At 71.1% G+C, this 15,405-nt stretch carries 10 protein-coding genes; 7 read left to right on the top strand and 3 right to left on the bottom strand.

What is annotated here, in order from left to right; translation table 11 throughout:
- Positions 1–4: 4 nt before the first annotated feature.
- A complete protein-coding gene (locus ACZ31C_RS02210; protein WP_465793843.1) occupies positions 5–2,461 on the bottom strand; it encodes a DEAD/DEAH box helicase in 2,457 nt (818 codons plus the stop codon).
- 138 nt (positions 2,462–2,599) lie between these two features.
- On the opposite strand from ACZ31C_RS02210, the gene ACZ31C_RS02205 reads away from it, so the two are divergent.
- From ACZ31C_RS02205 to topA, 6 genes are all read left to right on the top strand, one after another.
- Positions 2,600–2,941 carry an STAS domain-containing protein gene (locus tag ACZ31C_RS02205; RefSeq protein ID WP_131054046.1) on the top strand — a complete coding sequence of 114 codons (342 nt, stop codon included), beginning with the start codon at positions 2,600–2,602 and terminating at the stop codon, positions 2,939–2,941.
- On the top strand, positions 2,938–3,375 hold the full coding sequence (locus tag ACZ31C_RS02200; protein ID WP_449946299.1) for an ATP-binding protein: 438 nt from the start codon (positions 2,938–2,940) through the stop codon (positions 3,373–3,375). The genes ACZ31C_RS02205 and ACZ31C_RS02200 overlap by 4 nt, the downstream gene beginning before the upstream one ends.
- 385 nt (positions 3,376–3,760) lie before the next feature.
- On the top strand, positions 3,761–6,142 hold the full coding sequence (locus ACZ31C_RS02195) for a sodium-translocating pyrophosphatase (RefSeq protein ID WP_465793842.1): 2,382 nt from the start codon (positions 3,761–3,763) through the stop codon (positions 6,140–6,142).
- Positions 6,143–6,257: 115 nt separating this feature from the next.
- Positions 6,258–6,803 carry a hypothetical protein gene (locus ACZ31C_RS02190; protein ID WP_396741075.1) on the top strand — a complete coding sequence of 182 codons (546 nt, stop codon included), beginning with the start codon at positions 6,258–6,260 and terminating at the stop codon, positions 6,801–6,803.
- Positions 6,794–7,516 (top strand): hypothetical protein, encoded by a 723-nt coding sequence (locus ACZ31C_RS02185; protein WP_465793841.1) that lies wholly within the window; start codon positions 6,794–6,796, stop codon positions 7,514–7,516. Before ACZ31C_RS02190 ends, ACZ31C_RS02185 begins: the two co-directional genes overlap by 10 nt.
- Positions 7,517–7,818: 302 nt before the next feature.
- A complete protein-coding gene (topA, locus tag ACZ31C_RS02180) occupies positions 7,819–10,674 on the top strand; it encodes a type I DNA topoisomerase (RefSeq protein WP_465793840.1) in 2,856 nt (951 codons plus the stop codon).
- Positions 10,675–11,671: 997 nt separating this feature from the next.
- On the opposite strand, the gene ACZ31C_RS02175 is transcribed toward topA, so the two are convergent.
- Positions 11,672–13,000, bottom strand: a complete 1,329-nt coding sequence (locus ACZ31C_RS02175; protein WP_465793839.1) for a D-arabinono-1,4-lactone oxidase — start codon at positions 12,998–13,000, stop codon at positions 11,672–11,674.
- Between the two features lie 223 nt (positions 13,001–13,223).
- Between ACZ31C_RS02175 and ACZ31C_RS02170 the strand changes: the two genes are divergently transcribed.
- Positions 13,224–13,871 carry a TetR/AcrR family transcriptional regulator gene (locus tag ACZ31C_RS02170; RefSeq protein WP_396741507.1) on the top strand — a complete coding sequence of 216 codons (648 nt, stop codon included), beginning with the start codon at positions 13,224–13,226 and terminating at the stop codon, positions 13,869–13,871.
- 121 nt (positions 13,872–13,992) lie between these two features.
- On the opposite strand, the gene ACZ31C_RS02165 is transcribed toward ACZ31C_RS02170, so the two are convergent.
- Positions 13,993–15,201, bottom strand: a complete 1,209-nt coding sequence (locus ACZ31C_RS02165; RefSeq protein WP_465793838.1) for an amino acid deaminase/aldolase — start codon at positions 15,199–15,201, stop codon at positions 13,993–13,995.
- Between the last annotated feature and the right edge of the window lie 204 nt (positions 15,202–15,405).

Below are 15,405 nucleotides of genomic sequence, written 5' to 3'. Positions count from 1 at the left end.
ATGCCTACCCGCTGAGAGCGACCGGCAGGTTCGCCAGCACCACGTCCAACACCCTGATCGCGTCCGGCTTGGACAACGGGTTGTTGCCGTTGCCGCATTTCGGCGACTGGACGCAGGAGGGGCAGCCGTGCTCGCAGCCGCATTCGGCGATCGCGTCCCGGGTGGCGCGCAGCCAGGACGACGCCATGCCGTACGCCCGCTCGGCGAAGCCCGCGCCGCCGGGGTGGCCGTCGTAGACGAAGACGGTCGGGGCCTCGGTGTCCGGGTGCACCGCCGTGGACAAGCCGCCGATGTCCCACCGGTCACAGGTGGCCACCAGCGGCAGCAGCCCGATCGCGGCGTGTTCGGCGGCGTGCAGCCCGCCCGGCACGTCGGCCGGGTCCACTCCGGCCGTGGCCAGCGACTCGGGGGAGAGGGTGAACCAGACCGCGACGGTACGCAGCTCCCGCGCCGGCAGGTCCAGCGGGCGGGTGTCGATCACCTCACCGGTGGCGATCCGCCGCCGCTGGTACGACACCACCTGGCTGGTGACGTCCACCTCGCCGAGGAACAGTCCGACCGGTCCGGCGTCGACGTACGAGCGCACCGACACCACCGACAGCGAGGTGACGTCCCGCGCATGGGTGGACCAGTCCGGCTCCTCGGGGTGCACCAGCGCGCACCCGTCGTCGAGGTCGAGCGTGTCGACCACGTACGACACGCCCTGGTGCAGATAGACCGCGCCGGAGTGCAGCAGGAAGTGTGCCGAGCCGCCGTCGACGGTGCCGAGCAGCCGGCCGGTCGCCGCCTCCACCACGCAGACCGGTGCGCCGCCGTCGCCGCGCAGGTCCACCTCGGGTCGCTCCCGGTGCCGCCAGTACCAGCCGGTCGGCCGCTGCCGCAGCGCGCCCGCCTCGACCAACGCCGCGACCGTGTCCTTCGCGCCGTCACCGAACAGCGCCAGATCGGCGTCGGTCAGCGGGGCCTCGGCCGCCGCGCAGGCCAACTGCGGCCCGAGCACGTACGCGTTCGCCGGGTCGAGCACGGTGGCCTCCACCGGTGCCCCGAACACCGCCTCCGGATGGTGCACCAGGTAGGTGTCGAGCGGGTCGTCCCGGGCGATCAGCACGGCGAGTGCCTCCTGGCCGGATCGCCCGGCCCGCCCGGCCTGTTGCCACAGCGAGGCCCGGGTGCCCGGGTAACCGCAGATCAGCACCGCGTCCAGGCCGATCAGGTCGACGCCCAGCTCCAGTGCGTTGGTCGAGGCGAGCCCGAGCAGGTCCCCGTGCAGCAGTGCGCGTTCCAGTTCCCGGCGTTCCTCGCGCAGGTAGCCGCCCCGGTACGCGGCGACCCGGTCGCCCAGCCCGGGGACCGCCTCGTCGAGGCTGCGTCGGGTGCTGGTGGCGACCACCTCGGCGCCTCGGCGGGACCGGACGAAGGCCAGGGTGCGTACGCCCGAGGCGACGGTGTCGGCGAGCAGGTCGGCGGTCTCCCGCAACGCCGACCGCCGCACCTGGGTGAGATCGTTCGCCTCGTGCGCGGGGCCGCCGGAAGGCGGGCCGGCGGGCGACGGGCCAGAGGGGGCGGAAGCGGAGGCGGCGGGTGCCGGGCGGGGGGAGGGGATCGCGGCCGGGTCGGGCGGGAGCAGGGGTGGCTCCCAGAGCGCGAAGGTCACCCCGGCTCTCGGTGAGGTGTCCTCGGTGACCGCCGTCACCGGCAGGCCGGTCAGTCGCCCGGCCGCGGCGGCGGGGTCCCCGGAGGTGGCCGAGGCGAGCACGAAGGTCGGGCCGGGGTCGCCCGTGGCGGGGCGGTAGCGGGTGCACTGCCGCCGCAGCCGCCGCAGCACGTGGGCCACGTGCGAGCCGAACACGCCCCGGTAGACGTGGCACTCGTCGACCACCACGTACGCCAGGCGGCGCAGGAACCCCGACCACTGGGCGTGGCCGGGCAGGATGCCGTGGTGCAGCATGTCCGGGTTGGTCAGCACGAATCGGGAGTGGCGACGGATCCACTCGCGTTCGGCGCGAGGGGTGTCACCGTCGTAGCAGGACGGTCGTACGCCCTCGATCTCCAGCGTGGCGACGGCGCGTAACTGGTCGGCGGCGAGCGCCTTGGTCGGTGCCAGGTAGAGCACCGTGGCGCGCGGGTCGGCCAGCAGGGCGGACAGGGCGGGCAGCTGGTACGCCAGCGACTTGCCGGACGCGGTGCCGGTGGCCACCACGACGTGCTGCCGGTCGTACGCGAGGCCGGCCGCCTCGGCCTGGTGCCGCCAGGGTGCCGTCACCCCACGTCGGGCGTACGCGGCTCGCAGGTCCTCCGGTGCCCAGGCCGGCCACGGCACCGCGATCCCGGAGCGGGGTGGCACCCGCTCGACGTGGGTGATCGGGTCGGTGGCGTGTCGCTGGCGCAGTCGGCGCAGCAGCTCGCCCGGCGGCGGTCGTTCCGGGCCGCTGCCGGCGGAGACGGGAGCTGCCGGGGTCACGTTCTGCACTCTCGCACTGGTGTTCGGAAATGGGAAATCGTCGCGTCTGCAGGTCGGAAGCGGGTCCGTGAGTCGTCAGGCGCCTTCGGGGGTAATGGTTAGATGCCAGAGAGCTTACGGCTGCGCAAGGGAGGACCGATGGAGCTGTCGCTGGCGACCCGCACCGTGGGGGAGCACACGGTGCTCGAGGTCGGCGGTGAGGTGGATGTCTACACCGCCCCCCGGCTGCGTGAGCGGCTTCTGGAGTTGATCGACTCCGGGGCCCGGCACGTGGTGGTCGATCTCGGCCGGGTGGACTTCCTCGACTCCACCGGCCTGGGTGTGCTGGTCGGCGCGCTCAAGCGCCTGAGGACCGCCGACGGCACCTTCTCGCTGGTCTGCGACAAGGAGCCGCTGCTCAAGATCTTCCGGATCACCGCGTTGGACCAGGTATTCCCGCTGCATCCCACGGTCGAAGCGGCGACCGGTACCGGCGCGTGATGGCGACGGTCCGGCTCTCCTTCTCCCCGGCGCCGGTGCACGTCCGCACCGCCCGCCTGGTCGGCGTGGCGGTGGCCCGACGGGCCGGTGTCCGCGAGGACCTGCTCGACGAGGTGCGCCTGGCCATCGGCGAGGCGTGCACCCGCGCGGTCGCCCTGCACCGCCAGTACGGCGTGCCCGATCCGGTGCTGGTCGAGATGTCCGACTCCGGGTCGTACGCGGTGCGGGTGGTGGACCGGGCGCCGATCGAGGCGAGCATCGGTCTCACCGCGCTCGACGCCGACCAGTTGGCCAACGAGTCCCTGGACGAGGACGACCTCACCACCGGTGTCGGATTCGCCCTGCTCGCCGGTTTCGTCGAGGACCTGCAGGTGCGGCCGGTCGACGAGGGCGTCGGCACCGAGGTGCGAATGGTCTGGCCGGTCGGTCGCTGACCGGTCGGCACCGCCGGCCGCCCGCGCATCAGATCAGCGCCGCGGAATGCGGCATTCGTGGCGCGGTGTCGTCGAATCATCGGGCTCGTATTTCCTGGACTGGGAATGCGAGCCCGTTCGCATGGACCCGTTCCTATATCAGATTTCGTTTCATAACACAGCGACGAAGATCATCGGCCGATGGTGCCACCTCGGTGTGACCTCGAACACTGCGGAGGGCTACAGTACCCGGGTTGTCAGCAAGTGATCCACCGGGCAGCCAGCGCAGATGGGCGTCCGTCGCCGGTTTCGCCGGGGTGGGTGGCGCGCACTTGCGAATTCGCATACAGGCACCGGCCGGTGCGTCTCCACCGGCCGGTGCGTTGTTCGGCACAGGAGGACACAGATGTCCGACACCTTGGCCGCCGAGGGCGGCGGGATCTCCCTAACCGGAGCCAATGTCACGTACGTCGTCATCGCCGCGGTGATCGCGTTGGTCGCGCTCGCCTTCGCCGCCGCGTTGACGAAGACCGTGCTGGCCGCCGGCAAGGGCACCACCAACATGCAGGAGATCTCCGGGGCCGTGCAGGAGGGTGCCTCGGCCTACCTGATCCGGCAGTTCCGGACTCTGGCGATCTTCGTGGTGATCGCCGTGGTCCTGCTGTTCCTGCTGCCGGTGCACGACACCGACGGCAGCGAGACCGCGGTGAAGATCGGGCGCTCGCTCTTCTTCGTGGTCGGCGCGCTGTTCAGCGCCTTCATCGGTGGCGCCGGCATGTGGCTGGCCACCCGGGCCAACCTGCGGGTGGCCGCCGCCGCCCGGGAACGCGAAGGCGGCCGGGAAGCGGCCATGAAGATCGCCTTCCGGACCGGCGGCGTGGTCGGCTTCCTCACCGTCGGCCTCGGCCTCTTCGGTGCCGCGCTGGTCGTGCTGATCTTCCGGGGCGACGCGCCGACGGTGCTGGAGGGCTTCGGCTTCGGCGCCGCCCTGCTGGCCATGTTCATGCGGGTCGGCGGCGGCATCTTCACCAAGGCGGCCGACGTCGGCGCCGACCTGGTCGGCAAGGTCGAGCAGGGCATCCCCGAGGACGACCCGCGCAACGCCGCCACCATCGCCGACAACGTGGGCGACAACGTCGGTGACTGCGCCGGCATGGCCGCCGACCTGTTCGAGTCGTACGCGGTAACCCTGGTCGCCGCGCTGATCCTGGGCCGCGCCGCGTTCGGCACCGACGGCCTGGTGCTGCCGCTGATCATCTCCACGATCGGCGTACTCGTCGCCATCATCGGCGTCTTCATCACCCGGCTGCGCGCCTCCGACCGCAACGGTCTGACCGCGATCAACCGGGCCTTCTACCTCTCCGCGGTGATCTCGGCGGTGCTGGTCGCGATCGCCACGGTCTTCTACCTCCAGCCGTCGTGGGCCGCACAGCTCGGTGACAACTGGCGGGAGAGCCTTGGCGTCGAGGGCGGCGACCCGCCGTTCGGCCCGCGTGGCGTGGTGATCGGCGCGGTCGTCATCGGCATCGTGCTCGCCGCCGCGATCCAGGCGCTGACCGGCTACTTCACCGAGACCGAACGGCGTCCGGTGCAGGACATCGGCAAGAGCTCGCAGACCGGCCCGGCCACCGTCATCCTCGCCGGCATCAGCGTCGGTCTGGAGTCGGCGGTCTACTCGGCGCTGCTCATCGCCGCCGGTGTCTTCGGCGCCTTCCTGCTGGGCGGCGGCTCGATCACGCTTTCGCTGTTCGCCGTGGCGCTGGCCGGTACGGGTCTGCTGACCACCGTCGGCGTGATCGTCGCGATGGACACCTTCGGCCCGATCTCCGACAACGCCCAGGGCGTGGCCGAGATGTCCGGCGACATCGACGAGCACGGTGCCCGGACGCTGACCGAGCTGGACGCCGTCGGCAACACCACGAAGGCGATCACCAAGGGCATCGCGATCGCCACCGCCGTGCTGGCCGCCACCGCGCTGTTCGGCTCGTACACCGACACGCTGCGCATCGCGTACGCCGACGCCGGGGTGACCGACGTCAGCGCCGAGATCCTCAACGCGCTGAACGTGGCCAACCCGCAGAACCTGGTCGGGTTGATCATCGGTGCGGCCGTGGTGTTCCTCTTCTCCGGCCTGGCCATCAACGCGGTCTCCCGCTCGGCCGGTGCCGTGGTGATGGAGGTGCGTCGGCAGTTCCGGGAGCTGCCCGGGATCATGGACCGGACCCAGCGGCCGGAGTACGGCAAGGTGGTCGACATCTGCACCCGGGACGCGCAGCGCGAACTGCTGACGCCGGGTCTGCTGGCGATCCTGGCGCCGATCGCGGTCGGATTCGGCCTCGGGCCCGGCGCGCTGGCGTCGTACCTGGCCGGTGCGATCGGGGCGGGCACGCTGATGGCGGTCTTCCTGGCCAACTCCGGCGGTGCCTGGGACAACAGCAAGAAGATGGTCGAGGACGGCGCGTACGGCGGCAAGGGCTCCGACGCGCACGCCGCGACCGTCATCGGCGACACCGTCGGTGACCCGTTCAAGGACACCGCCGGTCCGGCCATCAACCCGCTGCTCAAGGTGATGAACCTGGTCTCGCTGCTGATCGCGCCGGCCGTGGTGGCGTGGAGCATCGGCGAGGACCGCAACGTCGGCCTGCGGGTCGGTATCGCGGTGGTGGCGACCTTGATCATCGTCGCGGCGGTGGTGTTCAGCAAGCGCAAGAGCGTGGCGATGGACGAGGGCAACGACGCCGGTGGCACCGGCACCGCTGACCCGCGTCCGGAGGCGATCAAGGCCTGACGCCCGTCGGCACCGCGGTCCCCGGTCGGTTCGTCGCCGACCGGGGACCGCTCGCCTGTACGCCCCGTACACCTGACCGGTGCCGACGGCGAGGAGAAGCCGTACCCTGCAACGCATGCGTACCTGCCGGGCGGCGACCGCCGGAAAGCTCACGGTGGTCCTGGCTACGCTGGTCCTGCTGGCCGCCGCCTGCGGCTCCAGCGGTCCGAGTCCTCGGGCGTGGGCGGCGTCGGTGTGCACCGCGCTGAGCCCGTGGCGGGCCGAGATCAGCAAGTTGACCAGCAGCACCAACGAGCAGATGACCGCCCAGACCACCCCCGCGCAGGCCAAGGAGAACCTGGTCCGACTCTTCGCCGGTGCCGAGGAGGCCAGCGAGACCGCGCGGCTCAAGGTGGAGCAGGCCGGTGTGCCCAAGGTCGAGCAGGGCGAGGAGGTCTCCGTCGGTTTCCGGGCCGCGCTCGCCTCGATGCGGGACGCCTACGGCCGGGCCCGCACCACCATCGACGGGCTCGGCATCGGGGAGGCCGGCGCCTTCTACGACGGCGTCCGGACCGCGGTGGAGACCCTCCAGCAGGAGTACGACGCCAGCGCGCTGGACACCAGCCGGCTCAACTCGGAGGAGTTGAAGCGCGCCTTCGACGAGGTACCTGAATGCCGTTGAGCGGTTCCGGAGAGACACCGGCGGCCACACCGCTGCCGGTGACCTTCCCGGTGCCCGACCCGGCCGGGTCCGCGACACGCCGACGCGGCGAGCCGGTCGAACGCCCTACGGTGCCCGAGCGGGGTGCCACCGACGAGCGGCAACTGGTCTTCTTCGGCGCGGAGACCGGCGAGCCTGGCGTCGCCGACCTGGCCGGGCTGCTCGCCGGGCCGGGGGAGGTGCACCGGATGGGCGGGACCGCCCGCCTGTCGGTGGAGGTGGACGCCGCCTGGCGGGTGCACGTGCTCGTCACCGAGCTGGGCCGTCGGGGCGTACGGGCGACCTGGGAGCCGGCCGGGGACCGGCGGTACGCGGTGCGGACGGCGTACACCCGAACCATCGTGCCGCTGGCGGCGGCTTGGCTACGTGGCCCGACCCAGTCTCCACCCCCCGGTTTCCAGCTCGACGGCCGTCGGCTGCGGCTCTGGCTGGCCGCGGCCGGGGTGGCCGAAACGCCCGACTTCGTCCTTCAGCTCGGCGGCACCGATCCGGATCGGTGGACGGCGGTCGGCGCGGCGCTGCACGCGGTCGGACTGACCGGCGAACTGCTCGCGCCGACGGCGGGCGGACCGGCGTACCGGATCGCCGGTCGACGCCGGTCGGCGCGGCTCGCGGAGCTGGTCGGCGAACGTCCGGACGCGGCACCGCCCGGCACCTGGCCGACCCGCGACTGATCCGTCGCCGGCTGTCCGATCGAAGACAGCCGGGCGTCGGGGAACACAGGGAGAATCGGCCGGGTTGCACCTCCACCGAGGGGCCGCCCTGATCACAGTGACCCGTTCGATGCCCTACTCAGGGTGTACGGTGACGCCGTCCGGCGCGACCACAGATCGTCCCGAGCGAATTGCCGCCCGCGAAACCCGAAACACGGACGGCGCGTTACGTTGGACATCCGGACCGCTGGGTATCGGTGGGTCGAGTGCGCCCGGAACTGGGCGCTGGTGCGGCCCTGAGCAGGAAAGAGGTCGAAGCAGACGTGCCGAGCAAAGCTGGAACCACCCGTCTGGTCATCGTCGAGTCCCCGGCGAAGGCCAAGACGATCTCGGGCTATCTCGGCCCGGGGTACGTCGTGGAGGCCAGCTTCGGGCATGTCCGCGACCTGCCGCGTAACGCCGCCGACGTGCCCGCCCGGTACAAGGGCGAGTCCTGGGCCCGGCTCGGTGTCGACGTCGACAACGGCTTCCACGCCCTCTACGTCGTCTCCGCCGACCGCAAGCAGCAGATCAGCAAGCTGACCAAGCTGGCCAAGGAGGTCGACGAGATCTTCCTGGCGACGGACGAGGACCGCGAGGGCGAGGCGATCGCCTGGCACCTGGTCGAGACGCTCAAGCCGAAGGTGCCGGTCCGGCGGATGGTCTTCCACGAGATCACCAAGCCGGCGATCCAGGCGGCGGTGGCCAACCCCCGGGAGATCGACCGCGACCTGGTCGACGCCCAGGAGGCCCGGCGCATCCTCGACCGCCTCTACGGCTACGAGGTCTCCCCGGTGCTGTGGAAGAAGGTCATGCCGAGGCTCTCGGCGGGCCGGGTGCAGTCCGTGGCGACCCGGATCGTGGTCGAGCGGGAGCGGCAGCGGATGGCCTTCCGCACCGCCGAGTACTGGGACATCCTGGCCACGCTCGCCGTGACGAACGCCGGTGAGGGGCCGCGCACCTTCAACGCCACCCTGGTCGCGCTCAACGGCGACCGGATCGCCACCGGCAAGGACTTCGAGCCCACCACCGGCCGGGTCAAGCCCGGTGCCGGCGTGGTGCACCTGGACGAGAGCGGCGCGCGGGGGCTCGCCGCCCGCCTCGACGGGCGGCCGTTCACCGTCACCCGGGTCGAGGAGAAGCCGTACCGTCGCCGCCCGTACGCGCCCTTCATCACCTCGACGCTCCAGCAGGAGGCAGCCCGCAAGCTGCGGTTCTCGTCGCAGCAGACGATGCGTACCGCGCAGCGGCTCTACGAGAACGGCTACATCACCTACATGCGTACCGACTCGGTGAGCCTGTCGGACACCGCCATCGCGGCGGCCCGCCGACAGATCGTCGAGCTGTACGGCGAGCGCAGCGTGCCGCCGGAGCCGCGCCGCTACACCGGGAAGGTGAAGAACGCTCAGGAGGCGCACGAGGCGATCCGCCCGGCCGGGGACAACTTCCGCACCCCGGGCGAGGTGGCCAAGGAGCTGTCGGCCGAGGAGTTCAAGCTCTACGAGCTGATCTGGCGGCGCACCATCGCCTCGCAGATGACCGACGCGGTCGGCTCCAGCGTCTCGGTCCGGATCCGGGCCACCACCACCGGTGGCGAGGAGGCCGACTTCGGCGCCACCGGCAAGACCATCACCGACCCGGGCTTCCTGCGCGCGTACGTCGAGTCCAGCGACGACGAGAACGCCGAGGCCGAGGACGCCGAGCGTCGGCTGCCCAACCTGGTCAAGGACCAGCCGCTGACCGCCGACCAGTTGGCGGCGCAGGGCCACCACACCCAGCCGCCCGCCCGCTACACCGAGGCGTCGCTGGTCAAGGCGCTGGAGGAACTGGGCATCGGCCGCCCCTCCACGTACGCGTCGATCATGCAGACCATCCAGGACCGTGGGTACGTGGTCAAGCGCGGGCAGGCGATGATCCCGTCGTTCCTCGCGTTCGCCGTGATCGGGCTGATGGAGCGGCACTACCCGCGCCTGATCGACTACGACTTCACGGCCAGCATGGAGAACGAGCTGGACGAGATCGCCGGTGGTGACCACGCGGCCGTCGACTTCCTCACCGCGTTCTACTTCGGCACCACCAACGGTGCCGGTGACCAGGACATCGCCCGCTCCGGTGGGCTCAAGAAGCTGGTCACCGAGAACCTCAGCGACATCGACGCGCGCAGCGTCAACTCGATCCCGCTCTTCAGCGACGACGAGGGACGCGAGGTCGTGGTGCGGGTCGGCCGGTACGGGCCGTACCTCCAGCGTCGGGTTCCCGGCGAGGAGCAGGCACCGGTCGCCGAGGGCGAGGAGGGGGCGGCCCCGGGCGACCGGGCGCCGATCCCCGAGGGCCTCGCGCCGGACGAGCTGACCCCGGAGAAGGTCCACGAGCTGTTCCTCGGCGGCGGGGGCGAGCGCAAGCTCGGCGACGACCCGGCGACCGGCGAGCCGATCCTGCTCAAGTCCGGCCGCTTCGGCCCGTACGTGGCCAGTGGCGACCGCAAGTCCTCGCTGCTGCGCTCGCAGTCCCCGGACTCGCTCACCTTCGACGAGGCGCTCAAGCTGCTCAGCCTGCCCCGGGTGATCGGGGTGGCGCCGGACGGCGCCGAGGTGGTGGCCAACAACGGCCGCTACGGCCCGTACGTCAAGCAGGGCGACGAGTTCCGTTCGCTGGACTCCGAAGACAAGATGTTCACCGTCACGCTGGACGAGGCGCTTGCTCTGCTGGCCGCCCCGAAGAACCGGCAACGGCGGGCCGCCGCGCCGCCGCTGCGCGAGATGGGCGCCGACCCGCTGACCGAGAAGCCGCTGGTCATCAAGGACGGCCGGTTCGGCCCGTACGTCACCGACGGGGAGACGAACGCCTCGTTGCGACGCGGCCAGACCCCGGAGGCACTGACCCTGGAGGAAGCCTCCGAGATGCTCGCCGAGAAGCGGGCGAAGGGTCCGGCGCCGAAGAAGAAGGCCGCCGCCAAGAAGGCGCCCGCCAAGAAGGCGCCCGCAAAGGCCGGTGCCACCAAGGCCGCCGCTTCGAAGTCCACTGCCTCGAAGTCCGCCGCCACCAAGTCCGCCGCCTCGAAGACGGCGTCGAAGGCGGTGCCGAGGAAGGCGGTGCCGAAGAAGGCCACCGCCGCCAAGAAGGCACCCGCCGCCGACTGACCTCGTCCCGCGACTGGCCTCGTCCCGCGACCGGCCTCGTCCCGCGACTGACTGACCTCGTCCCGTCGCTGATGGAGTGCTGGTCGAAGGAGCGGGGCTGCGGAGGACCTACGGCTGACCAGCCCGCTTCAGACATCGCTGCCCTACCCATCACGGCCACCTACCTTGCCTGCCGCCGCGACTCCAGCTTGACCCCTGTGGACAACCACGAGATCTTGGGGTCCGGCTCGGTGGTGTGCTTGAGATCCCGGGGAGGGTGGGTAGATCTGTTGTCGCTCCGACGACAACAGATCTACCCACCGCCCTAAAATCGGGGGCGACAGACCTCGATCCGCTAGCCATGAACGGAACGAGTGCTGGCACAGAGCTGGACTGGCTCAGAGTTGGCCGATGCGGATGCTGGGCAGGCGCAGGGCCGGGCTGGACCGAAGAGCTGCGACACGGGCAGACGACCCGACGCTCTCCCCACGGCCCGTCCCCAGTCAGGGCGGCACTCCCCAAAGACCCTCCCCGTGCGGGCGACGCACCCCCCGGACGACGGGCTGGGCCCACCGGGTTGATCAAGGAGTTTGCGCCCTCAGACCTGCCCCTCCGAGGCCAAAACTCCTTGATCAACGCGGGCGTCAGCGTGTGGGTGGTGTGCTTGCGCGTGGGCGCGGCAAGATCCGCGCAACTTCAGCGATATTGCTGTCTCCGAGGGTGCCTGAGGCAGCAGTATCCATGAAGTTGTGCGGATCATGATGAGCCGCGAGGGGGTGCGGACACGGTGGATGCCGTCGGACCGTCCCCCGGTAACACGCACGCTCCCCGGGCGACGCGCATGGTCCCGGTCCTCGGACGGAAGTGCTTCTCCGGGGGCGCTTTCGTTCCTGATCGGTTTTGGCGAGATCGCAATCCACCAAGTGAAGATCGCACCTCCTCGACATCGCGAAGCGCCAGGATCGCTCACCCTGCCAGGATCGCTCAGCCTGCCGGGATCGGTCGATGGGTGGGTCGTTCAGGTCGTGGGGTGGCGGCCCAGCAGGGTGTCCAGGTAGGGGGTGGTGAAGGTCCGGTGTGGGTCGAGTCGGGCGCGGACCTGCTGGAACTCCGACCAGCGCGGATAGGCGTCGGCCAGCGAGTCGGCGTCGCGCCAGTGCAGCTTGCCCCAGTGTGGGCGTCCGGTCAGGGCGGTCGCCACCTGCTCGAAGGCCCGGAAGTACGGCTCGTACGGCGTCCCGACGTACTGGTGCACCGCGATGTACGCCGACTCGCGGCCGTACGAGTGCGACAGCCAGATGTCGTCGGCGGCGGTGAAGCGGACCTCGATCGGGAACAGCACCTTGAACGGCAGATCGTCGATGATCCGGCGTAGCGCGTCCAGTGCCTCGGGAAGGGCGTCGCGCGGGAGTGCGTACTCCATCTCGATGAAGCGGACCCGGCGAGGTGTGCAGAAGACCGTGTCGGAGCGGCCGGTGTAGGCCCTCTCGCTGAGTACCCGCGCGCTGACGGCGCTGATCGGCGGGGCCAGGGCCGGTGCGGCGCGGCCGAGCCGGCAGGCGGCGGCGAAGACGCTGTTGGCCATGAAGTCGTCGTCCAGCCAACTGCGCCAGCGGGGCAACGGTCGGTCGTCGGTGGTGGTCCGGTCGTTGGTCTTGAGCTGCACCCGGGTGGTGTACGGGAACCAGAAGAACTCGACGTGGTCGTGCCGCTCGATCAGGTCGGACAGTCCGGTGAGCACGGTGTCCAGGTGTTCGGGTCGTTCGTGGGCCCGCAGCACGAAGGCGTCCACGCAGCGCAGGGTGACCTCGACCAGGACGCCGAGGGCACCGAGCGAGATCCGGGCCGCGTCGAACACGTCGGGGTGCTGCTCGGCGGAGCAGCGCAGGATCTCGCCGGTGCCGGTGACCAGGGTCAGCGCCTCGACGAAGGTGGCCAGTCCGCCGTATCCGGCACCGGTGCCGTGGGTGCCGGTGGAGATCGCGCCGGCCACGGTCTGCGCGTCGACGTCGCCGAGGTTCGGCAGCGCCAGGTGGTGCGTGGCGAGCAGTGAGTTCAGTTCCCGCAGCGTCATTCCGGCCGGTACGGTGACCTGGCGTCGATCGGTGTTCACGCGTACGTCGACGGCTAGTCGGCTCAGGTCCATCCGCCGGCCGTCGGCGACCGCGACGGGGGTGAAGGAGTGTCCACTGCCGACCGGCCGGATCCGTTCACCGGCGGCGGTGGCGGCGCGCACCTGCTCGGCGACCTCGGCGACGGAGGTCGGGCGCAGGACGGCGGTCGCCACGCTGTGCTGGTTGCCGCCCCAGTTGGACCAGGCGGTGGGGGTGCGTCCGGTGCCGACCATGGGGTGCTCCTCAAGATGAATATGAACCGAGTTCATATCAGGAACGTTCTTCCTGGTAAATACCGCAATCGAGGTCCGCTCGTTGTACCGGTAGTCACGAACTCGTGACGTGCAGATATGTTCATCCGTCGAAGGGGGGTGGCGAGTGTCAACTTCAGCCGCCACGACCGGCCCATTGCGTCGCGTACCAGTGCAGGGCCGTAGTGTCGCGCGCGTCCAGCGGATGCTGGACGCCTGCGCCGAGCTCGTCGACGAGGTGGGGTACGAAGGGCTGACCACCACCTTGCTCGCCGAGCGGGCCGAGGTGGCGATCGGATCGGTCTACCAGTTCTTTCCGGACAAGCGGGCGATCGTGCAGGCGCTCACGCTGCGCACGATGGAGTCCTACCTCCAGCGGCTCGACGAACGCTTCGCCTCGGACGACCTGACACACTGGTGGGACGGGGTCGACGCGGGCATCGACGAGTACATCACGATGCACCGCACCGTTCCCGGCTTCCGTACCTTGCACTTCGGCGACGTGGTCGACCTGCATCTGCTCGATGAGCAGCGCGACAACAACGGGGTGATCGCCGACCAACTGGCCCGGGTGCTCACCGAGCGGTTCGGGCTCGCCGACGTTCCCGACCTGCGTTTCCACCTGGAGATCGCGGTGGAGGCGGCGGACTCCCTGATCAAGCTGGCGTTCCGGCGCAAGTCGGACGGTGACGACCGGGTGCTGACCGAGGCCAAGGCGCTGATCCGGGAGTACCTGCACCGTCAGATGGAGGCGCGCGGCGACACCGGCCGCCGGCCGGTCGGGCAGCCCGCCAAGCCGGGCGACGACCAGATCGCCGAGTCCGCCGAGTCGTCGGCCAAGCTGCCCGCCTGACCTCATCCGACCCGGCGACGCAGCCCGCGGGGAACCCGCCCGGCCCGCCGGACCGGCAGCTCCGAGCACACCTCGCCACGACTGCGGCGGAGAACCTCGCCGTGGTCCTGGCGTGGCCTGCTCAGAGGAAGGCGTGTCCCTCGCCCCGGTAGGTCGGTACGGTGCCCACCACGTGATCGCCGTCGACCAGGTGCAGCTCGTTCACCCGTTCGCACAGCTCGCCGGACTTGGCGTGGCGGAACCAGACCCGGTCCCCGACGCGCAGGGTGGCGGCCGGCGTACCGGTCAGCGGGGTCTGCACCTCACCGGCACCCTCGGCGCCGAGCAGCTTGAGGCCGGTCGGCAGCCACGGGCGGGGCAGCCGGCTGTCGGCGGCGGAACCGGAGGCGATCCAGCCGCCGCCGAGCACGGTGGCCAGGTCGGGTGCCGGTCGGCGGACCACCGCGCAGGCGAAGAACGCCGCCGGGGTGGGCCGCCAGGTGCGGTACGCGTCGAACAGCGTCGGCCCGTACAGGCCCGATCCCGCGGTGACCTCGGTGACTGCGGGATCGGCGCTGGTGGCGGCCACGCTGCCGGTCCCGCCGCCGTTGACGAACTCCAGGTCGGCGTGTTCGCGTACCGCGGCCACCGCTGCACCCCGGCGGGCCAGCAACTCGCGGTACGACCCGCGCTGGGCCACCCGGATCGCGGTGCCGAGCACCGCCTGCCCCGGCGGTGCGTCGCCCAGACCGGCGATCTGTGCCTCGTACGACATCAGGCCGACCAGCCGGAATCCCGTTCGTCGGGCGATGGTGGCGGCGAGTCGGCCGGCCGCCCGGGCGGTGTGCACCGGTGAGCGGCGGACCCCGACGTGCACCCGGCCGCCCAGCAGTCGCCACGAGGCGTCCAGGTCGAGGCAGACGCGCAGCTCCGGGCGGTGACCCGGGGCGGTCACCGTGTCATAGAAGTCGAGCTGGTCGGCGTCGTCGACCATCAGCGTGATCGCCGCAGCCAGCGCCGGATCGGCAGCCAACTCGGCGAGTGCCCCCCGGTCGGCGGTCGGGTACGCCACCAGCACGTCGGCGGTGACCCCGGTCCGGACCAGCCAGATCGCCTCGGGCAGCGTGAACGCCATCACCGAGCGCCAGCCCGGGCGGGCCAGCGCGCGGGCGATCAGGTCCCGGCAGCGCAGCGACTTGCTGGCGATCCGCAGCGGCTTGCCGGCGGCCCGCGAGGTCAACGCGGCGGCGTTGTGGTCGAAGGCCGTGAGATCCACCACCGCGTACGGGGGGTCGAGGTGCGCGGTCGCCCGGTCCAGCCGGTGGCGCAGGTTATCGCTGTCGGTGGCCACGTGTGCACGCTAACTGTGAAACGGTGAATGCGAAACACCCTCGCATCTGACCGGCCGGGATCGGGTTGGCAACCGCGTCCTAGGCTCGGCGAGCAGGTGATGCGCGACGGGGAGAGGTCCCCGTCGGGACTAGAGTGTTCCACCGGGGGTGCCCAGCGATGGGCCGGCACGTGGAGGTACGGCCATCGAAAGCCAGTTCAACGG

The sequence above is a fragment of the Micromonospora sp. NPDC023869 genome, from assembly GCF_055559695.1.
The sequence above is the reverse complement of the archived record's forward strand: the minus strand, read 5'-3'. Positions and strand labels throughout refer to the sequence as shown.

Coding starts and splice junctions, on each gene's coding strand:
- ACZ31C_RS02170 (WP_396741507.1), top strand. CDS start 13,224: ATGCTGGACGCCTGCGCCGAGCTCGTCGACGAGGTGGGGTACGAAGGG.
- ACZ31C_RS02195 (WP_465793842.1), top strand. CDS start 3,761: ATGTCCGACACCTTGGCCGCCGAGGGCGGCGGGATCTCCCTAACCGGA.
- ACZ31C_RS02175 (WP_465793839.1), bottom strand. CDS start 13,000: ATGGTCGGCACCGGACGCACCCCCACCGCCTGGTCCAACTGGGGCGGC.
- ACZ31C_RS02205 (WP_131054046.1), top strand. CDS start 2,600: ATGGAGCTGTCGCTGGCGACCCGCACCGTGGGGGAGCACACGGTGCTC.
- ACZ31C_RS02185 (WP_465793841.1), top strand. CDS start 6,794: ATGCCGTTGAGCGGTTCCGGAGAGACACCGGCGGCCACACCGCTGCCG.
- ACZ31C_RS02190 (WP_396741075.1), top strand. CDS start 6,258: ATGCGTACCTGCCGGGCGGCGACCGCCGGAAAGCTCACGGTGGTCCTG.